The sequence below is a fragment of the Thermoanaerobaculia bacterium genome (genome assembly GCA_018057705.1).
In the GTDB taxonomy this organism is placed as follows: domain Bacteria; phylum Acidobacteriota; class Thermoanaerobaculia; order Multivoradales; family JAGPDF01; genus JAGPDF01.
In genome coordinates this window covers 1-25,160 of record JAGPDF010000072.1, presented here as the reverse complement: position 1 = coordinate 25,160, position 25,160 = coordinate 1, and the positions used below count along the sequence as shown (strand labels likewise).

The 25,160-nt window shown below is 70.4% G+C and carries 20 protein-coding genes; 6 read left to right on the top strand and 14 right to left on the bottom strand.

What is annotated here, in order from left to right; all coding sequences use genetic code 11:
• The first annotated feature begins 194 nt into the window (after nucleotides 1-194).
• Complete coding sequence (locus KBI44_17380; GenBank protein ID MBP9146253.1) at nucleotides 195-770, top strand: hypothetical protein; 576 nt, start codon at nucleotides 195-197, stop codon at nucleotides 768-770.
• A gap of 5 nt (nucleotides 771-775) precedes the next feature.
• On the opposite strand, the gene KBI44_17375 is transcribed toward KBI44_17380, so the two are convergent.
• The 3 genes from KBI44_17375 to KBI44_17365 form a co-directional block, all read right to left on the bottom strand.
• On the bottom strand, nucleotides 776-1,957 hold the full coding sequence (locus tag KBI44_17375) for an aminotransferase class V-fold PLP-dependent enzyme (GenBank protein MBP9146252.1): 1,182 nt from the start codon (nucleotides 1,955-1,957) through the stop codon (nucleotides 776-778).
• A 269-nt stretch (nucleotides 1,958-2,226) separates the two neighbouring features.
• A complete protein-coding gene (locus KBI44_17370) occupies nucleotides 2,227-3,570 on the bottom strand; it encodes a hypothetical protein (protein ID MBP9146251.1) in 1,344 nt (447 codons plus the stop codon).
• Nucleotides 3,552-6,089 carry a SpoIIE family protein phosphatase gene (locus tag KBI44_17365; protein ID MBP9146250.1) on the bottom strand — a complete coding sequence of 846 codons (2,538 nt, stop codon included), beginning with the start codon at nucleotides 6,087-6,089 and terminating at the stop codon, nucleotides 3,552-3,554. The genes KBI44_17370 and KBI44_17365 overlap by 19 nt, the downstream gene beginning before the upstream one ends.
• A 209-nt stretch (nucleotides 6,090-6,298) precedes the next feature.
• On the opposite strand from KBI44_17365, the gene KBI44_17360 reads away from it, so the two are divergent.
• The gene (locus tag KBI44_17360; protein ID MBP9146249.1) at nucleotides 6,299-6,847 is read left to right on the top strand and encodes a (2Fe-2S)-binding protein; all 549 of its coding nucleotides are present in this window, start codon (nucleotides 6,299-6,301) and stop codon (nucleotides 6,845-6,847) included.
• Here the strand turns inward: KBI44_17360 and KBI44_17355 are convergent.
• On the bottom strand, nucleotides 6,837-7,031 hold the full coding sequence (locus KBI44_17355) for a hypothetical protein (protein ID MBP9146248.1): 195 nt from the start codon (nucleotides 7,029-7,031) through the stop codon (nucleotides 6,837-6,839). The two genes, KBI44_17360 and KBI44_17355, sit on opposite strands and share 11 nt — an antisense overlap.
• A gap of 76 nt (nucleotides 7,032-7,107) precedes the next feature.
• Here KBI44_17355 and KBI44_17350 point away from each other — a divergent pair, with 76 nt between their 5' ends.
• Genes KBI44_17350 through KBI44_17340 form a run of 3 tightly spaced genes read left to right on the top strand, consistent with a single transcriptional unit; the run spans nucleotide 7,108 to nucleotide 12,576 of the window.
• Nucleotides 7,108-8,934, top strand: a complete 1,827-nt coding sequence (locus KBI44_17350) for an amidohydrolase (protein MBP9146247.1) — start codon at nucleotides 7,108-7,110, stop codon at nucleotides 8,932-8,934.
• Nucleotides 8,934-11,561, top strand: a complete 2,628-nt coding sequence (locus KBI44_17345; protein ID MBP9146246.1) for a molybdopterin-dependent oxidoreductase — start codon at nucleotides 8,934-8,936, stop codon at nucleotides 11,559-11,561. Before KBI44_17350 ends, KBI44_17345 begins: the two co-directional genes overlap by 1 nt.
• Nucleotides 11,562-11,571: 10 nt before the next feature.
• Nucleotides 11,572-12,576, top strand: a complete 1,005-nt coding sequence (locus KBI44_17340; protein ID MBP9146245.1) for an FAD binding domain-containing protein — start codon at nucleotides 11,572-11,574, stop codon at nucleotides 12,574-12,576.
• Nucleotides 12,577-12,635: 59 nt separating this feature from the next.
• On the opposite strand, the gene KBI44_17335 is transcribed toward KBI44_17340, so the two are convergent.
• The 10 genes from KBI44_17335 to KBI44_17290 all read right to left on the bottom strand — a co-directional run bounded on the left by KBI44_17335 (nucleotide 12,636) and on the right by KBI44_17290 (nucleotide 24,723).
• Nucleotides 12,636-13,070 (bottom strand): hypothetical protein, encoded by a 435-nt coding sequence (locus tag KBI44_17335; protein ID MBP9146244.1) that lies wholly within the window; start codon nucleotides 13,068-13,070, stop codon nucleotides 12,636-12,638.
• 111 nt (nucleotides 13,071-13,181) lie between these two features.
• The gene (locus KBI44_17330) at nucleotides 13,182-14,423 is read right to left on the bottom strand and encodes an amidohydrolase family protein (protein MBP9146243.1); all 1,242 of its coding nucleotides are present in this window, start codon (nucleotides 14,421-14,423) and stop codon (nucleotides 13,182-13,184) included.
• The gene (locus tag KBI44_17325) at nucleotides 14,420-15,853 is read right to left on the bottom strand and encodes an amidohydrolase (GenBank protein MBP9146242.1); all 1,434 of its coding nucleotides are present in this window, start codon (nucleotides 15,851-15,853) and stop codon (nucleotides 14,420-14,422) included. The genes KBI44_17330 and KBI44_17325 overlap by 4 nt, the downstream gene beginning before the upstream one ends.
• A 43-nt stretch (nucleotides 15,854-15,896) precedes the next feature.
• On the bottom strand, nucleotides 15,897-17,468 hold the full coding sequence (locus KBI44_17320) for an NAD(P)/FAD-dependent oxidoreductase (protein MBP9146241.1): 1,572 nt from the start codon (nucleotides 17,466-17,468) through the stop codon (nucleotides 15,897-15,899).
• 16 nt (nucleotides 17,469-17,484) lie between these two features.
• Complete coding sequence (locus KBI44_17315; GenBank protein MBP9146240.1) at nucleotides 17,485-18,678, bottom strand: hydroxymethylglutaryl-CoA reductase; 1,194 nt, start codon at nucleotides 18,676-18,678, stop codon at nucleotides 17,485-17,487.
• The gene (locus KBI44_17310; protein MBP9146239.1) at nucleotides 18,675-20,129 is read right to left on the bottom strand and encodes a carotenoid oxygenase family protein; all 1,455 of its coding nucleotides are present in this window, start codon (nucleotides 20,127-20,129) and stop codon (nucleotides 18,675-18,677) included. The genes KBI44_17315 and KBI44_17310 overlap by 4 nt, the downstream gene beginning before the upstream one ends.
• On the bottom strand, nucleotides 20,126-21,931 hold the full coding sequence (locus KBI44_17305) for a hypothetical protein (protein MBP9146238.1): 1,806 nt from the start codon (nucleotides 21,929-21,931) through the stop codon (nucleotides 20,126-20,128). Before KBI44_17305 ends, KBI44_17310 begins: the two co-directional genes overlap by 4 nt.
• Nucleotides 21,918-23,228 (bottom strand): hypothetical protein, encoded by a 1,311-nt coding sequence (locus KBI44_17300; GenBank protein ID MBP9146237.1) that lies wholly within the window; start codon nucleotides 23,226-23,228, stop codon nucleotides 21,918-21,920. The genes KBI44_17305 and KBI44_17300 overlap by 14 nt, the downstream gene beginning before the upstream one ends.
• Nucleotides 23,225-24,457 carry a beta-ketoacyl-[acyl-carrier-protein] synthase family protein gene (locus KBI44_17295; GenBank protein MBP9146236.1) on the bottom strand — a complete coding sequence of 411 codons (1,233 nt, stop codon included), beginning with the start codon at nucleotides 24,455-24,457 and terminating at the stop codon, nucleotides 23,225-23,227. The genes KBI44_17300 and KBI44_17295 overlap by 4 nt, the downstream gene beginning before the upstream one ends.
• Nucleotides 24,454-24,723: an acyl carrier protein gene (locus KBI44_17290; GenBank protein MBP9146235.1), complete on the bottom strand. Its 270-nt coding sequence runs from the start codon at nucleotides 24,721-24,723 to the stop codon at nucleotides 24,454-24,456. The genes KBI44_17295 and KBI44_17290 overlap by 4 nt, the downstream gene beginning before the upstream one ends.
• 223 nt (nucleotides 24,724-24,946) lie before the next feature.
• Here KBI44_17290 and KBI44_17285 point away from each other — a divergent pair.
• On the top strand, nucleotides 24,947-25,160 hold a 214-nt coding region (locus tag KBI44_17285; GenBank protein MBP9146234.1), incomplete at its 3' end, for a hypothetical protein.

The following is a 25,160-nucleotide window of genomic DNA, read 5'->3' as shown; positions in this document are numbered from 1 at the left end:
CGTCCCCTGAGCTCGGCGTTCCATTCCAGACCGTTCTCGGCGCTGACGTCGAATCACCAGGCGCTCGCCGAAGAGTCGCTGGCCGACCCGGCGCCGGGTCGGCCAGTCTCTCTCTGCGAGCTGCCTGGTACGAGCGTTGCACCGCCTCCATTCAGGCCGCCATGCAGCAGATCGCCGGCCAGGGAGATTTCGAGATGAAACACAGCACGAAAATCGCCGCCGCCGCTGCCACCCTGCTTGCGCTGGGACTGGCGGGCGCTGCCCAGGCGCGGGAGGTCTATGCGGGCAACCTCATGCCCAACACCGGCAGCTTTCCGCGCACCGGCGCGCAGCGCATTCAGATCATCGTCGACCAGTTCTCCTCGCGGGAGGAGACCGAGCGTCTCGTGGAGGTCCTCGAGACGAAGGGTCCGCGTGCGCTCGAGACCGCGATGAGCAAGCTCGAGGTCGGACGCCTCCAGGTCGGCACCGGCCTCTCCTATCCGATCGCGACGGCCCATGTCTTCGAAGACAAGGAGCTCAGCACGCGGCGCCTCGTCCTCCTCATCCCGCGCCCGATCGCCTACGGCGAGTACACCCGGGGAGGACGCTCCAAGGACTACGCCTACACCCTGGTCGAGCTCGCCATGGACGGCCCCGGGATCGACGACGGCGGCAGCGGCGAGATGCTCGCCGCGGCGAAGATCGAGCTCGAGAAGGACGGCACCGTCCACATCGAGAACCTCGAAGCGCAGCCCCGCCGCATCCTCAAGGTCACCCGCAGCGAGTAGCCGAATCAGGCCCGAGTGAGATCGCGCACCGCGGCGATCGCGGTGTCGATCTCCTCTTCCAGGTTCATGATCCCGGCCGCCAGCCGCGCAAAGGAGTGCTTGTACGGTGTCGTGGTGGCGTGAATCCGGCGCTCGGCGAGTTTCGCGACGACGGCGCCCGGCGTGAGTCCCGCGACCTCGAAACAGACGATGCCGGCGGAGAGGCTGCTCTCGGCCGGCGTATGCAGGGTGACGCCGGGCATCTTCGCGAGCCCGCGCCGAAGGCGGCTGTTGAGCTTGTGGATCCGGGACGTGATGCGCGAGCGGCCGAGCAGGCGATGGAATTCGAGGGCGTCGGCGATCGCGAACTGGTGTTCGTAGGCGGTGAAGCCGCCGGGCGAGACGAAGGCGGCGCGGGTCGGCGGCAGCGCCGAGCGCTCGAGCCAGGCGTCGAAGGCGCGGCCACCGTCGGGATCGAAGTTCGGGACCGTCGGGCGGATCTCGGCCCAGGCCTCCTCCCTTCCCCAGATCAGGCCGGTGCCGCGCGGCGCGAACAGCCACTTGTGCGCCGACGCCACGAAGAAGTCGGCCCCCATTTGCGCGGCGTCGACGTTCTCCACGCCGAAGCCGTGCACGCCGTCGACGATCAGCAGGCAACGATCCGCTTCCGCTCGCCCCGAGTTGGCCCGCGCGACGACTTCGGCCAGTTCCGGGATCGGCAGCTTCAGGCCGGTGGCGGAGTGCACCCAGGTCAGGCCGACCGCGCGTGTCTTCGGCGAGATCGCTCGCTGCAGCCGTTCGGCCATCTCCGCGACCGAGGCCCGGGCAGCGCCGGCCGGGAAGTCGTGCAAGGCCACGAAACGGACGTCCGCGCCCGAACGATCCGTCGCATAGCGAATCGACTCGTGATGGACGTAGTGATCGTGCTCGGTGGTCAGGATCTCCTGGTCGGGGCGGATGCGCAGGCCGTTGTAGAGCAGCGCCAGTCCGGTCGTCGTGTTGGGAGTGAGCGCGATCTCCTCGCGGCGCCCGCCGAGGTAGGCCGCGAGCGCCACCTTGCTGCGCGTCGCCAGATTGTCGTCGGCGTGCGCGGAATCGAAGAGCTCCTCGATCGACAGCGGATTGGCGTCCAGGGCTTTGCGGTACCGCTCCACCGCTTCGCGCACCATCCGTGGATGGGAAACGAGGTAGAAGGTCCCCAGGTGGATCCAGTCGGGGGCGAGGTCGAACTCCATTCGCACCCGCTTCCAGCTCATGCTCGTCTGGAGGCCACCGAGCGCGGGGGGCGCGTCCCCGGGCGCCGACGCGCCCCCGGGTTCCTCCTGGGAGGCGGCTCCGGCGGGACGCCAGGGGAGCAGACTGGCAGCGGCACCGGCGGCGACGGATGCGAGCAGGCGGCGACGATCGATCGACATGGCTGAGCTCCCTCCCGGGCTGGATCCGGGAGGCAACTCTACCGTCGGCGCCGCCCGGCGCGTCAGCTCTTCCCGGGAGTCCTCGAGGAGAGCTCCGGATAGGTCCGTGCGAACGCCGGGTTGACGGCGCGAACGCTCTCGAGCACGGCCTCGGCCTCCTGCGCTTCGCCGGCGCGGTCGAGCGCCAGCGCCAGGTTGAGCTTGTTGAAGAGCTTCATGCGCCCCTCGTCGACGCCCCAAAACGAGGCGCGGTCGTCGGCAGCGCGGAACAGATCCGCGGCCGCCCCGGGATCGCCTTCGCCGAGCTTGCGCACACCCTGGTTGTGCAGCGCTTCGACCTGGACGACCCTGGCCCTTCCCTTGGGGTAGCCCGGCTTGCTGCTCTCTTCGACCGCCTTCGCCAACGCGGCCTCCTCCCGGTCGGCTTCGGCCTGTCTCCCGGCGAGCAGCGCCAGGCGATGGGTCAGGATGCCGCCACCGCCCTTCTTGGCGCCGCAGGTGGCGAAGCCGTCGCGCCACGGGGCGTCGAAATCCCGCGAGATGAAAGCCGCGAAGTACCGGGCTTCGCACTCGAGGTCCGCCTGCATCTCGGCCGGGCAGTGCTCGCCGAGGCGTTCCGCCAGGGACGGGATCTCCTCCGGCTTGCCCTCGAAAACGGCGATACCGGCCAGATGCTGATACGAGGCACAGAAGTCCGGCCGGATCGCGAGCGCCCGCTCGAGCTCGGCGCGCGCCTCGTCGTACCTGCCGAGCAGCGAGAGCAGCTCGCCCAGTGAGTCGTGCGGGTTGGCCTGGTCGGGTGCGACGTAGGCGTAGGTGCGAAACTGCTCCTCGGCCTCGGCGAACTGCGCCCGGGCCATCGCGAGGTAGCCCAGGTTGTTGCGCGCCAGCGCCCAGTTCGGGTCGACCCGGAGGAGGCGGGTGTAGAGCTCGGACGCAGCGACCCAGTCCTCGCGGTCCCACGCCTGGCCAGCGGCGACGTAGAGCGCCCACGAATCGTCGGGATGGCTGGCGAGATAGCGGGTGCTGATTTCCGACTGCTTTTCGCGCGGTACGCGTGCCAGTTCGACCAGGAAACGCTCGCGCTCGTTGAGGCGCGAGAGGTCGACGGCCTCGAGCTCCTTGCGCAGGAGCTTCCTCTCCTCGCCGTCGGTCGTGACCGCGGCGAGCTGAACCCTGGCCGCCGCGAACTGCGGGTCGAGCTCGATCGCCCGGCGGAAGCTCGCCGCCGCGTCGAGAAGGTAGAAACGCATCCGCGCGTCGAGCCCGGCCTCGAAGGCCGCCAGAGCCGCGGGCGACTTCGTCGTCCAGTCGGCGGAGCGCTTCTCGAGCAGCCAGGGCACCGAGAGCGCCGCCGCGGCCACCGCGGCCGTGACCAGCACGATGATCAGTGTGCGACGTCGCATGCTTCTCCTCCTCCGTCCCGCGCGATGGCGACGAGAGTGATGTCGTCATAAGGATCGGCGCCGCGGGTGAACTCCGCGATCGCCGTGAGGACCTGCTCGATGATCTCGTGCGGCCCCCCCCGGGCCGCGCGGAGAACCTGCACCAGCCGCTCTTCGCCGAAGAGCTCGCCGTCGGGGGCCTGCGCTTCGGTGACGCCGTCCGAGTAGCCGAGCACGAGGTCGCCGGGCGCCACCGCCGCGCGGCTCGCCACGTAACGCCCGTCGAGGAGCGCGCCGAGCGGCAGCCGATGCGGCGGCAGCGGCAGCTCGCGCACGGCGCCCGCGCTCGTGCGCACCAGAAGTTGCGGCTGGCCGGCGAGGAGGTAGTCGATCCCCTCGCCGTCGTCGGAGGCCGCCACCCAGCCGAGCGCCACGAACGACTTCTTCGTGCCGAGACCATAGAGCCTGCGGTTGGCGAGCCCGAACAGGGTCTCGGGGTCGCGATGCGAGAGAGCCAGGGTCTGGAGCGCCTCGTGCGCCGCCATCATCACCAGGGCGCCGGCGACCGACTTGCCCGCCACGTCGCCGAAGACGATGGCGCGATTGCCGTTCTTTCCGGCCGGCAGCTCGGTGTAGAAATCGCCGCCGACGTGGCGCGCGGCGCGGCAGACCGCCGCCACCGACCAGCCGGAGCCGAAATGCAGGACGCGCGGCAGAAGCTGGGCCTGCACGCTCGAGGCGATCTCGAGCTCGCGTTCGAGCTCCGCCTGACGAGTGCGCTCGGCGACCAGCCGGCTGGTCTCGAGCGCCAGTGCCGCCTGCCCGAAGAGGTTTCCGAGAAGCGCCCGCACTTCGTCGCCGATCTCGATCTGCCCGGTCGTTCCCGAGAGCAGGACCAGCCCGATCTTGCGCCGCGGCGAGGTCAGGTCGCCGACGATCTCCACCCCGGCGGGCTCCAGTCTGGCCACCAGCTGGCGGACCTCTTCGGACCCGGGCACGAGGCGCGCGAGCTCGGCGAGCGGCACCGGCTCCCCTTTGGCCGCCAGGGCGTCGTGGAGCGGCGCGAGCAGAGGGAGGCTCGCCGGCAGCTGCTCCGGGCCGGCGGCGCGTTCGAGAGCTCCATCCTTCTCGAGGTAAAGCGCCGCGAAGTGCAGCCCGAGAATCTGCGGCAGGCGCTCGACGACGTCGCGCACGACCGGCTGCGGATCGAGCTCGGCGGCCACGGCCCGGCCGAGCTTGCGGATCGCCTCTTCCAGGCGCCGCCGATCGGCATGCACGAAAGCGTCGATCATCCCCTGGGCGCGGTGACGCAGCGGCTCGAGCAACAGCAGCACGCCGAGCGCGAAGAGGATCGGAAACGTCCGCGTCGCGGAGAGCTCCGAACCCAGGGCAAAGGTGTTCACCAGCGCGAGCGCCGCCGCGTAGACCGCGGCGATGCCGACCGTCACGACCGAGTAGACGAGGCTCCGGCGTACCATGACTCGGATGTCGAGCAGCCCGAAGCGGATGATCGCGAAGGCGAAGGTCAGCGGCACCAGCGCCAGCGGACCGAGAAGCGCGAACGCCTGCGGCTCGGTGTGCAGCCAGGCCGGTCGCGCCACCGCCAGGCCGAGGAACGGCAGCAGGCCGAAGAGCGAGCCCGCGAAAACCAGCGCGATACCGCGCCGCTGCCGCGGGTCGCGCGTCTGGCGTGCATTCCAGGCCAGCGTCGCGAGGCCGACCAGCATGTACAGCCCGAGCACCCACCAACTCACCTCCGGGGCCCCGGTGATCAGCCGGGGCTCGACCCCCGCCCGTTGCCAGAGCCAAAGGGCGGTCACGAAGACGGTGAGGGGCAGCAGATAGAGCGTGACGAGCAGGGTCAACCAGCGCCGGCGTCGACGGCTGAAATCGGGCTCGCCCGCGGCAGGACGCAAGGCAATTGGTCGCGGGAAGACGAGAAAGAAGTGCAGGAAACAGGCCGGGAGCAGCAGCAGCGCCACGGCCCCGGCCTCGAGCACCAGGCCGTCGATCCAGCCATAGGAGGCCGGGCGCAGCCGGCAGACCAGGAAGAGCAGGAACAGCGCGCCGACGAGATGGAAGATCTGCGCGGCACGCTGCTCCGGCTGCCGGCGCAGCACGAAGAGAGTGACGACGAAGAAGGCGAAACCGAGGAGGCAGGCGAAGAAGTAGGTCGCGCTGCCGATGAAACGGCGCCCGAGGCGGACGCCGCGGACCTCTTCGACCCCCTCCCCGCGCCGCAATAGGTAGGGGACCTCGTCGCCGATCTCGCGACGCGCGAGGATACGGCCGGCGTGGGCACTCGACTGCAGCAGGGTGCGGTCGATGCCGACGATCCGGTCGGCCGGCAGGATCCCGGCCAGGTCGGCGCCGGAGCCGGGCACGACCTCGCGGACCGAGAGCGTGCCCCACTGGTCGGCCTCGAGGACGACGCCGTCGTAGGGCCGCGGGACGAGGATGTCGACGATCGACAGCACGGCGAAGGCGAACGCCAGCACGCCGAAAACCGCCACCATCCTCGAAAGTGTCCAGCGCCTCATTCCGGCATACCCTCAGGACTACTATACGTACAGCGAGCGTGGAGGATCTGGCGGCAGCCGGCGGCCCGGTCCCCCGGGGCCTGCATTTTCTCATCCGCGGGCTCCCTCCCGTCGCCCGCTTGACGGATGCGGCCGCTCCAGAGAGACTGCCCCGGGTCTTCGGTTCCCCGGCCGGGCGGACCCCTTTGAGCGAGGAATCCAGGAAACGCATGAGCGATGAGGTCGTCACCCAGTCCCTGATCGTCAACGGCGAGCGCCGCACGGTCGCTTTTCCGGTTCACCACACCCTCCTCGAGGTGCTGCGCGAGGAGCTCGGCCTGACCGGCACGAAACACGGCTGCGAGCTCGGCGAGTGCGGCACCTGTACCGTGCTGGTCGACGGCCAGCCGGTACTCTCCTGCCTGGCGCTCGCCGCCGAGATGGGAGGGAGGGCGATCGAGACCGTCGAGGGCCTGCAGGCGGGCAACGAGCTCCACCCGCTGCAATCGGCCTTCGCCGATCTCGGCGCGGCTCAGTGCGGCTATTGCACGCCGGGCATTCTGATGACGGCGAAAGCCCTGCTGGCCGGGAACCCCGCCCCGGCGCGCGCCGAGATCCGCGCCGCGCTCGCCGGAAATCTCTGCCGGTGCACCGGTTACATCAAGATCCTGGAGGCGGTCGAAGGCGCTGCGGCCGAGCTGCGCGGGGAGAGCTGGACGCCGGAGCGGGAGTCGCTCTACGGGACGAAGGAGCCTTCCCCCCCGCCGCTCAGGCCTTGACGCCCAGCACCCGCGCCGGCAGGAAGAAGAGCCCCTTGAGGAAGGCCAGCACGCCGCCGACGGCAAAGCCCAGAATTCGCAGCGGCAGCAGCACCAGCCAGACGATCGGATAGAGGACGAGCGCCAGGATGGCGATCGGCCAGCAGACGATGAAAAGCAGCACCCAGACGAGAAAGGTCAACATTTCGATGTTCTCCGCCACGCTCAGGAAGCTCTCAGCAGAAAAGCTTCCAGTAAATGGATACGGCTGGAGCAGCGGCGTGTTTCGCAGGGCGCCCTCGCCCGCCCGGGCGCTCGCCAGCCGGCCGGTGAGGCGATCGCGCTGCCGGCGGCTGGCGCGCCGGCTCGTCGCTGTCGCGCTCGCCACGACCCCCTTTACCGGTCCTTTTCTTGCTTCGTCGGCCGCCGCTCACGCGGCGGCGGGGGCCGGCCTTCCGGCCGACCTCGTCCTCCGGCACGGTCAGATCTACACCGTGGATGCCGCTCGCAGCTGGGCCGAGTCGATCGCCGTCGCCGGCGACCGGATCGTCTTCGTCGGCTCCGACCGGGAGGTCGCCGGCTTCATCGGCCCGCAGACCCGCGTGGTGGAGCTCGGCGGTCGCTTCGTTCTCCCCGGCTTCCACGACCGTCATGCGCACCCGCTCTCGGGGGGTGTCGAGCTCACCCAGTGCGACCTCAACGCCAGCGAGAACCGCGACGAGGTCCTGGCTCGCCTGCGCGCCTGCGTCGCCCGGCTCGGCGACCGACCCTGGCTGGTCGGCGGCGGCTGGGATCTCACCCTCTTCCCCGGCGGCGTCGCCGACCGGCGCGACCTCGACGCCATCCTGCCCGACCGCCCGGCGCTTCTCGCCTCCGCCGACGGGCACTCGAGCTGGGTGAACTCGAAGGCCCTCGAGCTCGCCGGCGTCACCGCCGCGACTCCCGACCCCGAAGGCGGGCGCATCGAGCGCGATGCAGCGGGGGCGCCGATCGGCACCCTGCGCGAGAGTGCCGCCGACCTGGTCGACCACCTGTTGCCAGAGACGACCGCCGCGGAGAGTCTCGCTGGCCTGCGCCTGGCAGTGGCCAAGGCGCAAGGCTTCGGCATCGTCGCGATGACCGAGGCGAACGCCGATCCGGAGATGATCGCGACCTACGACAGCCTCGACCGCGCCGGCGAGCTCGGCCTGCGGGTCGTGGTCTCCCAGGGGCTCGATTCGGACGAAGGCACGGATGGCATACCTGCCCTCGTCGCCCAGCGCTCCGCCGCGCACGCTCCGCATGTGCGCGTCACGGCGGTGAAACTCTTCGCCGACGGCGTCATCGAGGGTGGGACGGCGGCCCTCCTCGCGCCGTACATCGGCGGTCGCACCGGGCACGGAATCCCGAACTGGAGCGCGGATGCGCTCGAGAAGGTGATCGTCGCGCTCGATCGCGAGCGTTTCCAGATCCACATCCACGCCATCGGCGACCGGGCGATTCGCGACGCCCTCGACGGCCTCGAAGCCGCTCGCGCGGCGAACGGTGTCCGCGACGCTCGGCCCCTGCTCGCGCACATCCAGCTCTTCGCGCCGGAAGACATTCCCCGCTTCCGCGAGCTCGGCGTCGTCGCCGACTTCCAGCCGCTCTGGGCCTACGCGGACGCCTACATTCGCGACCTCACCGAGCCGTTCCTCGGACCCGAACGCTCGCGCTGGCTCTACCCGATCGCCTCGATGGCGCGAACGGGCGCCGTCCTCGCCGCCGGCAGCGACTGGTCGGTCTCGTCGATGAATCCGCTCGAGGCGATCGAGGTCGCGATCACCCGCTGCGACCCGGAGCTCAACGTCTGCGACAAGCCCTGGATCCCGGAGGAGCGCGTCGACCTCGCGACGATGCTCGCCGCCTACACCATCGGTGGCGCCTACGCCGGTTTCGAGGAGCGCGACAGCGGTTCGCTCGAAACCGGCAAGCTCGCCGATCTGGTCGTCCTCGACCGCAACCTCTTCGCGATTCCGCCGGGAGAGATATCGAACGTGAAAGTCCTGCTGACGCTGTTCGAGGGGCGCCCTGTCTTTGGATCTATCGATCTGCTCCAGGAAAAGGCTGCTGGTAAAGGAGGGTTGTGATGGCGGAGCCGGGTCGCAAGCCCACGGGCGCACCGCCTGCCCCCCCTGCTCGCGAGCCGGCGGCGGCGAAGGCGAAGCCGGAGCCGCTGCCGGAGCGCGAGCTCACGTTGATCGGGACGCCGTTCCGCCGGGTGGACGGCTGGGCGAAGGTCACCGGCGCGACGCGTTTCGCGGACGACCTGTCGTTCCCCCGTCAGTGCTACATCAAGCTCGTGCGTTCGACGGTGCCGCACGGGCGCCTGCTGTCGGTCGATACCTCGGCGGCGCTGGCGATGCCGGGTGTTCTCGCGGTGCTCACCGGCAAGGACCTGCCGGTCACTTTCGGCATCCTGCCGGTATCGCAGGACGAGCATCCGCTGGCCTTAGACCTCGTGCGCCATGTCGGCGACCCGATCGCGGCGGTCGCTGCCGTTTCCGAAGATCTGGCGCACGAGGCGGCGCTCGCAGTGGTGGTCGAGTACGACGCGCTGCCGACAATCTCTTCGGTCGAGGAGGCGCTCGCTACCCCCTCGCCGCAGATCCACTCCTATGCCGACGACGGCAACCTCCACAAGCTCCTGTCGATGGAGTTCGGCGACGTCGAGGCCGGCTTCGCCGAGGCCGACCGGGTCTTCGAGGACACCTTCTTCTACGACGGCAACACCCACCTGCCGATGGAGCAGCACGCGACGGTGGCACTGCCCGAGGACGACGGCCGGGTCACCGTCTGGTCGTCCACGCAGACGCCGCATTACCTTCACCGCGCACTGACCAAGGTGCTGGGCCTCCCTGCCTCGCGCATTCGTGTCGTGGCGACGCCCAACGGCGGCGGCTTCGGCGGCAAGAGCGATCCGTTCGGCCACGAGATCGTCTGCGCGGCGATGGCCTTGAAGCTCGGCCGGCCGGCGAAGATCTCGCTCACCCGCGAGGAGGTCTTCTACTGCCACCGCGGCCGCCATCCGGTGCTGATGCGGATGAAGACCGGCGTCCGCAAGGACGGCACGCTCACCGCGCAGACCCTGCAGACGACCCTCGACGGCGGCGCCTACGGCAGCTACGGCGTCGCCTCGACCTACTACACCGGCGCCCTGCAGACGGTGACCTACCGCCTGCCGCACTACAAGTTCGAGTCGATCCGCGCCTTCACCAACAAGCCGGCCTGCGGCCCGAAGCGCGGCCACGGCACGCCGCAGCCGCGCTTCGGTTTCGAGGTCCAGCTCGACAAGATCGCCGTCGAGCTCGGCCAGAACCCGGCGGACCTGCGACTGCGCATGGTCGAAGAGCCGAACACCGTCACCGCCAACTGGCTGAAGCTGGGGACGATCGCTCTCTCGCGCTGCATCGAGGCGGTGGTCGCGGGCTCGGGCTACCGCGAGCGCTGGGGCAAGCTCCCCCCAGGGCGCGGCCTCGGCCTCGCCTGCGGCAGCTACCTCTGCGGCGCAGGACTGCCGATCTACTGGAACCACATGCCGCAGTCGGGCGTCACGCTGCATGTCGATCGTGGAGGCGGCGTCGCCGTCTTCTGCGGTGAGACCGAAATCGGTCAGGGCTCCGACTCGGTACTGGCGGCGGTGGTCGCGGAGGTCCTCGGCCTCGAGCTCGGCGATCTGCGCCTGCAGGTGGCCGATACCGCCTTCACGCCGGTCGATCTCGGCAGCTACTCCTCGCGCGTCACCCTGATGATGGGGCACGCCGCCCGTGACGCTGCCGAGAAGGTCCGGGCAGTGGTCGCGCAGGCGGTGGCACGGCAGTTGGCGATTCCCGAGTCGCAGGTAGTGTTCTCGGGCCGGCGGGTCTTCGACGCCGCCGATCCCGAACAAGGGCTCTCCTGGGAGGAGGCGGTGATCGTCACCGAGGCGCGCGCCGGGACGCTCGCGGCGGCCGGTTCGTACACGCCGCCGCGCTCGCCCGGCAGGTACCGCGGCGCCGGCGTCGGCCCTTCCCCTACCTACTCTTACTCGGCGGCGGTGGTCGAGGTCGAGGTCGACGCGGCCACCGGTCTCTGGAGGCCGCTGCACGTCTGGATGGCGCACGACATCGGCCGCTCGATCAACCCGGCGCTGGTGATGGGGCAGGTCGAGGGTTCGGTCTACATGGGCCTCGGCGAGGCCATGATGGAAGAGAGCGCCTTCCGGCGCCTGCCGAAGGCGCGCTCGGCGGCGCTGGTGCACAAGTTCCCGAGCCTCCTCGAGTACAAGAGCCTCACCTTCGAGGAGATGCCGCCGGTGACGACCTATCTGATCGAGGATCCCGATCCGGCCGGGCCGTTCGGCGCCAAGGAGGTCGGCCAGGGGCCGCTCCTGCCGATGCCGCCGGCCTGCGCCAACGCCATTTTCGACGCCGTAGGCGTGCGCGTCGACCAGGTGCCGATCCACCCCCACATGGTGTTGAAGGCGCTCGAGGCGAAGCAGAAGGGGAAGCCGGCGCGCTTCGGTCCCGACCCCTTCCCGGAGATCGACTTCGGCTTCACGCTCCAGGTCCCGACCCCCTGGGAAGGCGGCGACGGCAAGGCGACCAACGAGACCGAGTTCAAGCTCGCCACCGGCAGGAAGTCGAAGGACGGCACGATGGCCGAGCGCGAGGAAGCACTCGGCGCCGGTAACGTCGCAGCGCTGACGACGAAGCTCGCGGGCACGAAGGGCGACTGAGGATACGGGGATGCTGCGACTGCCGAAGTTCCGACTGCATCAACCGGCGACGCTCGCCGAAGCCGCATCGATCCTCGACGCGGAGGGCGAAGCCGCACGCCTCGTCGCCGGCGGCACCGACCTCTGGCCGAACCTCAAGCGCCGCCATCAGAAGGCCGGGGAGGTCGTCTCGCTCTCCCGGCTCGCGGAGCTGCGCGCCGTGAATGCGAACGGCGATCTCCACCTCGGCGCGATGGCGACGCTCACCAGCGTCGAGCGCCACGCCGCGGTCCGCGAGCGCTTCCCCGCCCTCGCCGCCGCCGTCGGGTGGATCTCCTCGCCGGTGTTGCGCAACATGGGCACGATCGGCGGCAACGTCTGCCTCGACACGCGCTGCACCTACTACAACCAGAACGAGGAGTGGCGGCAGTCGATCTCCTACTGCATGAAGGCCGAAGGGAAGATCTGCTGGGTGGCGCCGTCCTCGCCGCGCTGCTGGGCGGTCCAGTCCGCCGACTCGGCGCCGATGCTGGTGGCGCTGGGGGCGCGCGTGACGCTGGTCTCGACGGCGGGCGAGCGCCAGATTCCGATCGCCGCGCTCTACCACGACGACGGCATGGCCTATCTCACCAAGCGGCGAGACGAGATCGTCACCGCCATCGTCGTTCCGGGGGCGTCGGACGCCGCGCACTGCCGCACCGCCTTCTTCAAGCTGCGCCGCCGCGGCTCGATCGACTTCGGAGTTCTCTCGGTCGCCGTGGCGCTCTGGATGGACGGCGGCAGCGACGGGACGGTGCGCGACGCGCGGGTCGTCCTCGGTTCGATCGCCTCGCTCCCCTCCTCTGCCGACGAAGTCGCGCAGGCGCTCATCGGCCAGAAGCTCACCCCCGAGACGATCGCCGCCGCGGCATCGAAAGCAAGGAGCGCCGCCACCCCGATGGACAACACCGACCTCGACCCCCGCTGGCGCGGCCAGGTCACCCCGGTCTACGTCGAACGCACCCTGCGCGAAGCGGCGGGGCTTCCGGCGGGCTGAACCCGCCCTTCCGGGCAACCGCGAACCGACGCGGAGTTTGCCACCCCGGGGCCGAGGAGCTAGAAGCCGTCGCTCGGAGCGACCTGCCAGCGAAGCGGTCTCTTGGCCGGGACGATGACCTCGAACGGCCTGCCGTTGGCGGTTCCGGAGAAGAGAAAGTCGCCGCCGGCGCTGCCTTCGATCTCCTCGCCACCTTCGATCTCGTACTCGAGACCCTTCGCGAGCCCGCCTTTCCTCAAGAACTCGCGAAACCCGTCGTAGGCCAGTTCGAACTCGCCTTGATCGCGAATGACCAGCTTGTCCGAATGGAATCGACAGGTCGCCGTCTGGAACTCGACGGTGTCGCCAGTCCCGATCTGACTCACTGTGTCGAGCACGAAGCCGAGGCGCTCCTCGGCCTGTTCGAGCTCCCCGCCGCCGAGCAGGGCTTCCACCCCACAGCCCGCGACGAAGAGGAGCAGCAGCACGACACCCACGGCCGTTCGTCGACGCATCCTGCCTCCTGTCCCCGAATCGAGTCGGTGATCCCCTGTCCTGGTTCCGGCCGCCCCCCGATTCGGCGAGGAGGGCGCACTCCCCTCTGGCGCACAGTCGACGGCGCGTGCTTACTTGTACCGGTCGCGAAGCAGAGTCTGGCGGCTCTCCATCGGGATCTCCTCGCCGCGGATGAGGACCACGTCGGCGGAGGTCGTAACTTCGAGCGGATCGCCGTCCCAGATGACCAGATCGGCCTCCTTCCCGGGCTCGAGAGAGCCGTAACGGTCGGCGATCCCCCAGATCGTGGCCGGCACCGTCGTCAGCGCGGCCAGGGCGTCGTGCCAGGACATGCCGTTGGCGACGGCGTTGCCGGCGCTCTGGCGGACGTTCCTCGCGTTGTGCGCGTCGCCGTTCATGAACGCCACGCGCACCCCCGCCGCGCGCAGCCGGGCCGCGTTGGCGAGCGTCGCGCCGAGCTGTTCGAAGGACGACGGCAGGTTGTCGAGCGGCTCGACGAGCACCGGAACGTCGGCCGCGGCGATCTCGCCGGCGACCAGCCAGCCCTCCGCCACCGAGGCGAGGACCAGCCGCAGCCGGAGCTCCTTCGCCAGCCGCAGGGCGGCGACGATGTCGCTGGCGCGGTCGGCGGTGAGGACCAGGGGGAGCTCGCCGCGCACCACGGGAACGAGCGCCTCGAGGTCGAGTCGCGACAGCGAATACTCACGACGGTCTCCGGAATCGAACGCCTTGCGGTTGGCGGCGAAATCGGCGGCGTCCTGGAGCACCTCGCGCAGGCGAAGTATCGCCGCGCTGCGCGCGCCGCCGGTGAGCGCCGCGCCGCGTTCGCCCAGAAACGCGAACATGGCGACGCGCTCGCGCACGAGGAGATCCGCACCGACGCCGAGGTGGATCACGGCGCCCTGCCCGGCGATCAGGCTGCTGCCGGCGGAGGGCGCCACGACAGCGCGCGTCAGACCGTCGATCCGGTTCACCGCGATCAACGTCGAGCGCGGATTGAGGGCGTCGGCGACGTCGAAGGCCGCCGTGATGCGGTCGTCCTTCACTTCGCCATCGGCCGTCCCCTCGACCGACGAGACCTCGACGATACCCAGGCGCGTGAGCGAGTTCATGAGCCCCGGCGTCACGACGCGACCGTGCGCATCGATGCGCCGGGCGTCCCCCGGAATCGCAATGTCGGCTCCGACCGCGGAGATCCGGCCGTCGACGATGACGACCGTGCCGTTCGTCACCGTCCCTGCCGGGCCCATGGTCTCCAGCCTTGCGCCGGTGATGGCGAGGATCTCGGCAGGCAGTGGCCCGGTCACGCCGCATGCGGCCGCGAGTCCGAGAGCAAGGAGCGCGCGTTTCATCGGTTCGTCCCCGTCGTGCCGAGTGAGAAATCAGATACCGGCTGATGCGCCTCGTCGTGGCGGTCGTAGATCAGGGCGCCGTCGATGTAGACCCTCTCAGCGTGGCTGTAGACGCTGAAGGGGTTGCCGCTCCACACCACCACGTCGGCCATCTTGCCCGCCTCGAGCGAACCGGTGAGGAGACCGACCCCGATCGACTGCGCGGGGTAGAGCGTGAGCCAACGAATGGCATCCTCCTCGCGGATGCCGAGTCCGATGCGATTTCCCGCGGCCATCGCCTTGGCGGCCTCCTGATTGAGCCGCTGGATCCCCACCGGCGAGTCCGAGTGAATGACCGCGCAGCCGCCCGCGGCATGAACCAGGGCCGCGTTCTCGCGGATGCCGTCGAACGCTTCCATCTTGAAACCCCACCAGTCGGCCCAGACATCGGCGCAGATGCCGCCCTGCGAGAGGACGTCGGCGATCTTGTAGGCCTCCACGGCATGGTGAAAGGCGCTGATCTTGTAGTCGAACTCCTTGGCGATCTCCATCATCGTGACCATTTCGTCGGCCCGGTAGCAGTGGTTCTGCACCAGGATCTCGCCGGCCAGCACGCCGGCCAGGGTGTCGAGCTCGAGATCGCGCTCGGGTCGCTTCAGGTCGGTCGCGCCGGCTGCGGTCTTGCTCGCGTAGGCCTCCCAGTCGTCGCGGTACCTGGCGGCCCGGATCCAGGCGGCGCGATAGCCGGCGACATTGCCCATCCGGGTCGACGGCGCGCGTCCCTTCTCGCCGTAGACCCGCTTGGGATTCTCGCCGCAGGCCATCTTCAGGCCGTACGGAGCGCCGGGGAACTTCATCGAGTAGACGTCGCGCGCCGGGACATTCTTGAGTGTCACTCCGCGTCCGCCGATGAGATTCGCCGAACCGGGCAGGACCTGAAGAGAGGTGACTCCGCCGGCCAGCGCAAGGGCGAACTGGGGATCCTGCGGCCACACCGAGTGCTCCGCCTGCACGTCCGCTGTGACCGGGTCGGTCGCCTCATTGCCATCCGGATGGCCAGCCACTCCGGGCGACGGGTAGACCCCGAGGTGCGAGTGGGCGTCGATGATCCCGGGAGTCACCCATTTGCCGGCGGCATCGAACACCACCGCATCCGGCGGCGCCTCGACGACGGCCCCGACCGCGACCACCTTGCCGTCGCGGATCAGCAGCGAGCCCTTTTCGATGCGGTCGCCGACCGCGGTGAGGATCGTCGCATTCCGGATCAGGACGGACGGCGCCGCCCCCGGCCGGTAGGTGGAGGCGTAGGCCCGGTCCGTCTTCCAGGGGAGCACGACCGCAGCCGACGCCTCGACCGCGGTCGTGCGGGAGGGCGCCGGCGGTGCCGTGGAGGCACAGCCCAGACTCAGGAGCAGCATCGCCATGCAGGCGGTCAGCCATCGACTCGTCATCGTTCCCTTTCCCTCGCGGCCAGCAGACGCGGGCGGGATGGTATCAGGGCGTGGTCGGGGCCGGAACCGGAGGCGCCGGGAGGCCGGCAGGTTCGGGCCCTCCCCGGTCGGCGAGCGTCGAGGGTCGGCCCGAGAGGATCGCTTCGGCCGCCCGCATCGCCGAGACGAGCACCGGGGCGACGCCGCCACCGGGCCGCGTCCAGTGGCCGACGAAGTGGAGATTCGCGAACGGACTCGCGACGTCGGGCCTCTTTCCACCCAGCTGGTCCGGCGACATCTCCCAACCGAGCATCGCCCCGCCCTGGTTGCGGGTGAACCGTTCGGCCGTGCGGTCGGAGGCGGAGCTCCGGCTCACGATCGCCCGGTTCGCGCCCGGCAGGATCCGCTCGAACTGGTCGAGGACGAAGCGCTCGACCTCCCGCTTGCGCTGCGCCGGATCGCCCGGATCGCCCGGAGATGGGGGACCCACCTCCACCACCTTCTGGAGGATCACGATCTGGCCGCCCGGGGGTGCGAGATCGGGGTCGAAGAGGGTCGGCGAGAAGACCTTGCAGGCGAGCGCGTTGCGACCGACGTCGTCGGGGTTCCACTCCTTCCAGTAGTAGCCCTGGACCGCCTCGATCTCGTCGCGTGGGATGCCCATGAGACCGAGGTGGGTCAGAAAGCACGGGAAGCTCGGGCGCAGCCCCGCGGTCGCGCGAAGCGCTGTCGCAGCCTCCGGAGCGCCGGCGAGGAGGTCGCCCAGGGTATGCCGCAGGTCGCCGTTGGCGATCACGAGGTCGCAGCGCACCGAGCGCCGGCCGGCGAGCGCCCCGCGCGTCGTCTCGATCTCCACCCCTTCGGCCCTGCCCGCGTCGGTCACGATGCGCACCGCAGCGGTGCTGGTCAGGATCTCGCCGCCGCGCTCCTCGAGGCAGCGCGCCAGGTCGTCGGTGAAGGCCTGCGAGCTCCCCTCCGGGTAGTAGTTGCCGAGGAAGTAGGCCAGGCGGAGCATCGAGTCGAAGACGAACGAGGTCCGGCAGGGCGCGGAGCCCCAGTGCGGACAGTCGGCCGTGAGCAGGAGCTGGAGCTTGCGGTCAGGGATGAAGCGGTCGAGCGCGTCGCGGACGGTCCAATTCTGCCAGCGCTCGAGGCGCGCCGAGCGCTGGCCGCGGAAGTAGCCGAGGAGGCCAGCGGTGTTGGCTTCGCGCGCCGCCGCGAAGAACTCGTTCAACCCCTGGACCGCGTCCGGGAACGCGGCATGGAGCCTCGCCTGGTAGGTCGCGAAGTCGGTCGGCACCTCGAATCGTGACCCGTCCGGAAAATGGAAGACATCCACCGGGTCCATCCGCAGCCAGCGGACGGCGACGCCGAGCTCTGCGAGGAGCCGGCCAGGCTCGGTCTCCCGGTTCCCCACCAGTGGATAGAAATGGGTCGAGGCATCGAAGGTGAATCCGTCGCGGCGGAAGATGCTGCAGTAGCCGCCGACCATGTAGTGCTGCTCGACGACCAGCACCGACAGCCCGCCCTTCGCCAGGAGGTTCGCCGCCACCAACCCGCCGATACCCGCGCCGATGACGACCGCGTCGTAGCGTTCGCGTGGCGGGCTGCGCAGTCCGCGGAATCGCCGTCTCAACGCCGTGCGACTCCATTCACTGCGGCATCCCCGGGCGGTTCCTCCCCAGAGCGTCGTGCGCGGCGCCGAGCTCGCCGGCGGTGATCGCCGCGGCCATCGAGAGCTCGCCGGCGAGGAGCGCTGCGGCGACGATCTCGGCGAATTTTCCTGCTCTGCCCGTCCCCGCGCAGTCGAGCAGGCTCAGACATTCGTGGGAGGTCGCGAGCGCGGTGCCGCCGCCGACCGTACCGACGGTGAGCGACGGCAGCGTCACGCTGGCGTAGACCGCGCCGTCGGCCAGCTCTTCGAAGCGGGTGATTCCGACCGCGGCGTTCGCGACGTTCGCTACGTCCTGCCCGCAGGCGATGAAGATCGCGGCCAGACCGTTGGCGAGCTGGCCGTTGTTCGCCGACGCGCCGGCAGCGAGGCTGGCGGCGGCGGTGCGCCCGCTCAGACGGGCGAGCGCCGGAGCGTCGGTGCGCAGCATCGATCTCAGAACGGCGGCGGGAATGGCGGCCCCGGCGGTCGCCCACTTCCCCTTGCCGCCGCGCCAGAGCGCCGCGCCAGCCCGTTTCTCGGACTCTGCGCCACTGAAGATCTCGAACGACTCGGCGCACGATCGCTCGACCGCCCACCGGCAGGCGTGCTCGGTAGCGCGCACCGCCATGTTCATGCCCGAGGCGTCACCGGTCGAGTAGTCGAAGTCGACGATCACGTGGCGCCCCACCTGTCGCGGCGTGACCCGCAAGAGCCGGCCATGACGCGTGGTCGCAGCGGCGAGGGCGACGAGATCCGCCGCCGCGACGGCGAACCAGCGCGCGAGCTCGGCAGCCCGGGCGACGTCGAGGCAGGCGAACGCGGGGGAAACGCGGTTCTCGTCGCGTTCGAGGCGCACCTCCACGCCACCGGCGCGGGCGAGGGCCGCCATGCCACGTTCGTAAGAGGAGACCAGCGCCCCTTCGGTCGTCGCGAACGGCACGTAGAAGCTCCCCGAGGCGTGCTCCCCACGGACGAGCAACGGCCCGGCGACGCCGAGAGGAACCTGGACCGCCCCGATCGCGTTCTCGATGTTGCCGCGCATCCCCGGGCCGGGCATCGAATGCGCAGCGACGCTCTCGAGGCTGGCGCCGGTCTTCGCCTCGACCCAACGCCGCCGCTCCGCGATCGCTTCGTCGTCGTAGCCGCGACCGCTGAAGCGCGGCACGAGGTCGAGCGGTTGGCGGGAGCTCACCGGTTCGCCTCCGCCGGCGCGAAGGCCGCGTGGAAGCCGAGCTGGACAGGGGACGGCAGGACGAGGCGCGCCAGCGGTCCGCGGGCGAGATCGAGGGCATCGAGCACGACGAAGGCGCTCTCGCACCGCTCGGCGTCGAACTCGGGACAGAGCACGACGCCGGCCTGGGCGGCACTGGCGGCACCGGAGCCAACGGAGCCAGCGTGCGCCGGCACGAAGACCGGCTCGCCGGCGAGATAGTGCCACGGGGGCGGGACGTACTGATCGGCCACTCCTCCCGCCCGCCAGTCGAAGCGCTGCAGACGGTCGAAGAATTTGCGCCCCGGGCGCCCGGTCTCCGCGATTGCCAGCATCCAGAAGACGTCGGCCGGCAGCCCGGAAAGCTGCGGATCGATCACGGGGAAGTCCGCGGCGAGACCGGCGCCGACCGCCCGACGCTCGATGATCCGCCCGGCGGCGGGGTCAACCCGCAAACGCACTACGTGCGCCGGCCGCACGCGGGTGAAGAGCTCGGGCAGACCGTCGTAGTCGGGATACACCGGCTCTTCGAGCTCCAGGAGGTCGACGACCAGCTCTTCTCCGTCGTCGAATGCGTTGACCTGGTGCAGGCAGTAGCCGTCCCCGATCGGAATCGAGGCCGCGAGCTCTCCGGTCGCGCGATCGAACAGGGCGAGCCGGGCGCCGAGCTCTGGTTCGAAGCGCAGGGACTCGGCGACCGTGGCGCCGTGCTCGAGCATCGCCGCGACGTCGAGCAGGTAGGGAGAGAGGGCAAAGACCGCGTAGCGGCGCGAAAGCGAGAAGTCGTGCACCGAGTAAGGATGGGCGAGCTCGGCGCGCGAGCGCGCGGCCAGCCTACCCTCACGGTCGAAGCGGAAGAGATGCAGGAGCGGCCGGTCGGCGGCGAAGGATACGCCGAAGTTCACCATCTCCCCGGTCTGCGGATCGACTGCCGGATGCGCGGCGAACGGCGTCGCTTCGTTGAGGCAGCCGAAATCGCATCGCGCGCGAGTCCCGAGATCCGATGGATCGAGCTCATACGGCAGGCCCTGCTCGCCGAAGACCAGCAGCCGCCCGGCGAACGGCAGCACGCTGACGTTCGCCGGCGAGGCGAGCGCCCTGCCGCGACGCAGACGGTCGCCGGGGAAGGCCGTTCCGAAGGTCCGGTAGATCGCCCGGCCGGCGCCCTCCTCCTCCACCCACTTCTCGGTGCGTACGTACCTCGCTGCCGCCCGCGGCGGTCCCTGCCCGAGGTGCAGGGCCACGACCATGCCGTCGCCGTCCAGCCAGTGGCGGTAGCGCTGGCCGAAGCAGTCGAAGCGCGCCGGCCCGACGAGATAGAGCGAACCGCGGAGGAACTCCGGCAAAGCGCCTTCGACAGCGACCGGTCCAGGCCCGAACTCCCGGGGCGGGGCACCGAAGGCCGCCTCGAGCCCGGGAGCGAAGTCGCTCAACCGACCTCCGCCGTCAGCTCGCGCAGCGTCGCCGCCGGCAGGGAATCCGCCGCATCGGCCGAAGCGGCGTCGAGCGGTGTGCGAAATCGCTCCAGGAGCGAGGGATCGAACCGCCACTCCTTGCGCCCGGCGCTCCCGCCGAGGGAGACCCAGCGGCCGCGCAGCGCGTCGGCGTCGAAGCGCAGATCGTCGAGGTCGATCGCGTCCACGAAGGCGCGGTCGTGGAGCGCCGCGGGGTCGTCGACCACCCGGGAGGCGATCCAGGCCATGATCATCCGCGCCAGTTCTTCGAGGTTGGCGAGCTGGCGATCGAGCACCTCGTGCGCTCCCCCGACCGGCACGCCGATCTCGTAGAACGCCTTCTCCGCTTCGGCGAGCGGCGCGAGGTTCATGAACTCCCAGAAAATCGGGCCGGGCAGTGGCGCGCCCGCGGACTTCCGCCAGTGGTAGAAGTCACGGATCGTCTCCTGCAGACCCTGGTTGATCCGCCCGAGGCGCCCGAAGCGCCGCAGGAAGCCGGGCACGAAGCGCGCGTCCGTGAACAGGTCGTTGATGAACGGGAAGACGTAGAAGGCGTAGTAGACGGTGAGCTCCCAGGTGTACTTGAGGCTGTAGGCCTCGGGGTCGCCGAGCGCGACGTAGCTCTCGGCGAATCCGGGAACGAAGGCCTCGTAGAGCGCCCGCACGAGGGTCTCGTGCTGGCGGCACTTCGCTTCGCGCTCCGGCCGGCCGGAGGAGCGGATCGCGTCGACGATCATCGTGTTGTGGAGCGCGATGAAGTCGCTCCCGGGGCTGTAGAGCGGATCGAGGAAGCGCCCGGCCTCGCCGGAGATCGCCCATCGGTCGGCGCTGATCGATTGCGCGCAGCCGTGCGAGTAGTCGGCGAGTCCGGAAAAGTGCAGGACCTTGCGGTTCGGCAGGTCGCGCTCGAAGAGCGGAAAGTGCCGGCAGACCCAGTCGGTGAAGCCGGCCGGATTCTTGACCTCCTGCGGGTCGACAGCTCCGTGTTCGAACACCAGGCCGAGGCTGGTCTTGCCGCGCAGCGGAATGACCCAGAACCAGAGGCCCTGCTCGCAGAAGTGGTTGGTCGCCAGCCAGAACGGATAGAGACCGAGCTCCTGGCGATCCGTCTTGAGGCGCACCTGCTTCCAGGGCAGGTCGGTCAGGCGCTCGATGTTCACGTGCCCCTCGACCCACATGTAGAAGGCGCCGTGCCGGATCGCGTTCTGGCGCCGCATCTCGAGCTTGCGGGCGAGAAAGCGGCCGCGGCCGGAGCTGTCGACCACCCAGTGCGCGGCGATGCGGGTGTCGCTCCAGCCCTCGCCCTTGAGATGCACGACATGCGGCGAAGTCTCGTCGGTGGCGAGATCGATGCCTTCCGGCTCGAGGCCGCCGACGAAGGTGAAGCGAGGGTCGAGCAGGTTCAGTCGCAGGAGCTCGGCCTCGAGAGCGTTCCGGTCGAGCTGGTAGGTCGGCACGTTCGAGATCTTCCGCACGTAGGCCTGTGAGTAGTCCTCGAACTGCCGGTTGTCTCGCCCGGCGCTCTTCCAGTAGAAGCGCAGGTTGTACTTCGGCAGATGTTCGAGCAGCAGGTGCTCCTCGAGGTCGAGCACTTTGGCGAAGTAGTAGCCCGAAAGCTGAACCGTCGCCTCGCCGTACTTCTGGCGCGGCGACGGGATGTGCTTCCAGCGGTCGACGAGCAGGATGCGCTTGTCGGTCTCGCGGAGCAGCTGCCGCGAGAGCGTCAGGCCGGCGAGGCCGGCACCGATGATGACGACATCGTAGGTATCAGCGAGTTGCAAAGTGCTCTCCTTCCCAGCGTCGAAGCAGCAGCGCCTCGACCGCACCGTCGAAACCGACGGCAGTCGCGAGTCCCAGACGCAGGTCGACCGCGCGGCCCTCCGCCGAGAGCGTGATGCCGAGGTCGGAATCGGGCGTCGCGAGGCCGGCGATTCCGGGCAGCCGGCCGCTCCGCATTCCTTCGATGAGGACGAGCGCCTGCAGCCCGCCCGCAGCCCCCAGCATCTCGCCGAGCGCCCCCTTGACCGCCGTCACCGCCACGGCCCGGGCGCCCTCGCCCAGGGCTTCCGTGAAGCCCCGGGCCTCGGTCCGGTCGCGCCCGACGTCGCCGCTCGCGGAGCTGCTCCAGGCATCGAGCGCCCACGCCGCGGTGCCCCTCCGGCCGAGCACCTGCGCGATCGTGCGGGCGAGGGCGGCTGCGACCTCGTCGGGGGCTTCCGCCGGCTCGGCTCGCCCCGGCTCCCTCACAGGAGCCCACGCCGAGGCGCTGGCCACGATCTCGGCCAGAACCGGCGCACCCCGCCGCTCGGCGTCCGCGATCGACTCGACCATGAAGAGCACCGCACCCTCGCCGAGGGCGCAGCCGTCGCGCCGGCCGTCGAACGGCACCGGCACGCCCGGACCCTCCCCCGCGCCGCTCAGCAGGCCGGCGCGCGAGAACGCCCGCAGCGCCTCCGCTGAGAGCTCGTCGACGCCCCCCGCGAGAACGGCCCGCGCCTGGCCGGCGCGCACCAGATCGGCGGCGTAGCCGAGCGCCTGCAGCGCCGCCACCGGCCCCCCGCCGAGCGTCGCGTTCGGTCCGGTCAGGCGATGGCGGATCGCGGTCTGACCGGCGGCGGCGTTGAAGACGGTGTTGGCGAAATCGAGCGGCATCACGTATTGCGGACCGGCCTCGAGGGCGCGGCGATCGAACTCGGCGATGGTGCGCATGCCGGCGAACATGGTCCCGGCGACGAGGCCGACCGCTTCCGCGGCGCAGGCCTCCGCCGTCCATCCGCTCGCTTCGAGCGCCAGCGCCGCGGCGGCCGCCAGCCTCCGACCGGCGCCGTCGAGCGGGCGGAGGTTGGTCTCGGTGCCGAGGTAGCGCGCTGCATCGAAGTCCCGCAAAGGCGCGATCTCGGCGTCCTCGAGTTCGTCGAGGCCGGCGAAGCCCCCGTTCGCCGTCGGATCCGCTCCCGCCGGCGGATGCAGCGGGCGGCGGGCGTGCTCGCCGGCGCAGAGCGCGCGGGAGACGGCCGCCGGCTCGTCGCCGAGCGCCGACAGCACGCCGACGCCCGTGATGCCGACGCGAAGCGTCACGCCGGCACCGCGCGAAAGAGGACGGAGGCGTTGCTGCCGCCGAAGGCGTAAGCGTTGTTCATGGCCAGCCCGACCGGGTGACGGCGGGCGGTGTTGGGCACGAAATCGAGCCGGCAATCGTCGTCGGCGGCCTCGAAGTTCGCCGTCGGCGGGATCCAGCCGTGGCGGACCGCGAGCGCGCAGACCGCGGCCTCGATCGCGGAAGCCGCGCCCATCGTGTGGCCGATCATCGACTTGATCGACGAGACCGGCGTCGCAGCGGCGTTCTCGCCGAAGAGCCGCTGGAGGGCGAGCGCTTCGACGCGGTCGTTCGCCGGCGTGCCGGTGCCGTGGGCGCTGACGTAGCTGACCTCGGCGGCGGTGGCGCCGGCCCCGACAAGCGCCAGCTCCATGGCGCGCAGCGCGCCGTCGCCCGACGGCTGCGCTCCGGTCATGTGGTGGGCGTCGCACGACAGGCCGTAGCCGGCAACCTCGGCATAGATGCTCGCACCGCGCGCCCGCGCCCGCTCGAGCGTCTCGAGGACGAGGACGGCCGCGCCCTCGCCCGGGATCATCCCCTTGCGTTCGCGGTCGAACGGCCGGCAGCGATCGGGTGCCACGGCACCGAGCCGGGCGAATCCGGAGTAGGTGATGCGCGAGAAGATGTCGGCGCCGCCGGCGAGCATCCGGTCGGCGCGGCCGGAACGCAGGAGCTCGCTGGCGTAGGCGACGGCGTAGTTGCCGGCGGCGCAGGCGTTGGGCAGCATCGCGACCGGCCCGCGCCAGCCCACTTCGCGCGCCACATTCTGCGCAATCACATGGCAGGGGTAACGCGAGACGAAACGCGGATCGCTGGTGGCAGCCGCCCCGGCGACCCAGGCGTCGTCGAAACGCTCGATCTCCGCGGGTTCGCCCGAGGTCGTCCCCATCGCCACGCCACAGCGCTCCGGCGTCGCCCTGGGATCGGCATCGCCCTCGAGACCCGCGTCGGCGAGCGCCAGGCGGGCGGCGACGGCGGCGAGCTGCGAGGCTCGGCCGACGCTCGCCGGATCCAGACGCCGCAGATGCTCCTCGGGACGGAAACCGTCGATCTCGGCGCCGCGATCGACGCGATATCGCGTCGCATCGAAGCTGCGCACCGGACCGGTCGCGACGCGTCCGGCCAGCAGGCCCGTCCATGTCGCCTCGGTACCGACCGCGAGCGGCGTCACGAGGCCGAGGCCGGTGACCACGACTCGCCGCGGTGTCATCGCGCCGCCACGGCCCCCCGCCGCGCCGCGAGCTGAACTTCCACCAGCTCGGCAGTCTGCGCCAGCGTGTCGACCGTGGCGAACGCCTCCTCGGGCGAATCCAGCCGGAATTCGTAGTCGACCGCCACGCCGATCTCGATGAGCGACAGCGAATCGATGTTGAGCTCCGCCCGGAACGACGTCTCGTCCGCGATGCGTTCCGCCGGAACCCGCGTGATGCCGGTGATCAGCCTCCGGATGGTCGCGCGAATCTCTGCACTCTCCATGGACAACTCCTCCCTGGCTACACGTCCAGCCGACGATCTCCCCGCGACGTGCGGTGCGATCGCCGAACTCACGAACGGTTCATCTGGAGAGGACGGCATTCGAGGAGAAAAGAGGACATTTCGGTGGCGGATTCCCCGCGCGTGTCGAAACTTCACACGGCGCGTGTCGCCTGCTCAACCTTCGGCGTTCGCACACGCCTGCGGGGCGCTATGCTCTGGCGCCGTGATCCGCGTTTCCGCGATGCTCGCGCTGCTGCTTCCGCTCGTTGAAGTGGAAGCGCCGGCAGCGCCACCGCCGGGGGCGGGAAGTACGGCGCCCCAAGCCGCAGAGTCGCCCGGGGGCTACCTGCCATCGGCCGCCTGCCGGCCCTGCCATCTCGCGCGCTACGAGAGCTACCGCGACGTGGGAATGGCGCAGTCCTTCTTTCGCCCGCTGG

Excerpts from the sequence above, each read along its gene's own strand:
- KBI44_17380 (MBP9146253.1), top strand. The coding sequence starts at position 195 with ATGAAACACAGCACGAAAATCGCCGCCGCCGCTGCCACCCTGCTTGCG.
- KBI44_17370 (MBP9146251.1), bottom strand. The coding sequence starts at position 3,570 with ATGCGACGTCGCACACTGATCATCGTGCTGGTCACGGCCGCGGTGGCC.
- KBI44_17365 (MBP9146250.1), bottom strand. The coding sequence starts at position 6,089 with ATGAGGCGCTGGACACTTTCGAGGATGGTGGCGGTTTTCGGCGTGCTG.
- KBI44_17360 (MBP9146249.1), top strand. The coding sequence starts at position 6,299 with ATGAGCGATGAGGTCGTCACCCAGTCCCTGATCGTCAACGGCGAGCGC.
- KBI44_17355 (MBP9146248.1), bottom strand. The coding sequence starts at position 7,031 with ATGTTGACCTTTCTCGTCTGGGTGCTGCTTTTCATCGTCTGCTGGCCG.
- KBI44_17345 (MBP9146246.1), top strand. The coding sequence starts at position 8,934 with ATGGCGGAGCCGGGTCGCAAGCCCACGGGCGCACCGCCTGCCCCCCCT.
- KBI44_17340 (MBP9146245.1), top strand. The coding sequence starts at position 11,572 with ATGCTGCGACTGCCGAAGTTCCGACTGCATCAACCGGCGACGCTCGCC.
- KBI44_17335 (MBP9146244.1), bottom strand. The coding sequence starts at position 13,070 with ATGCGTCGACGAACGGCCGTGGGTGTCGTGCTGCTGCTCCTCTTCGTC.
- KBI44_17330 (MBP9146243.1), bottom strand. The coding sequence starts at position 14,423 with ATGAAACGCGCGCTCCTTGCTCTCGGACTCGCGGCCGCATGCGGCGTG.
- KBI44_17325 (MBP9146242.1), bottom strand. The coding sequence starts at position 15,853 with ATGACGAGTCGATGGCTGACCGCCTGCATGGCGATGCTGCTCCTGAGT.
- KBI44_17295 (MBP9146236.1), bottom strand. The coding sequence starts at position 24,457 with ATGACACCGCGGCGAGTCGTGGTCACCGGCCTCGGCCTCGTGACGCCG.
- KBI44_17290 (MBP9146235.1), bottom strand. The coding sequence starts at position 24,723 with ATGGAGAGTGCAGAGATTCGCGCGACCATCCGGAGGCTGATCACCGGC.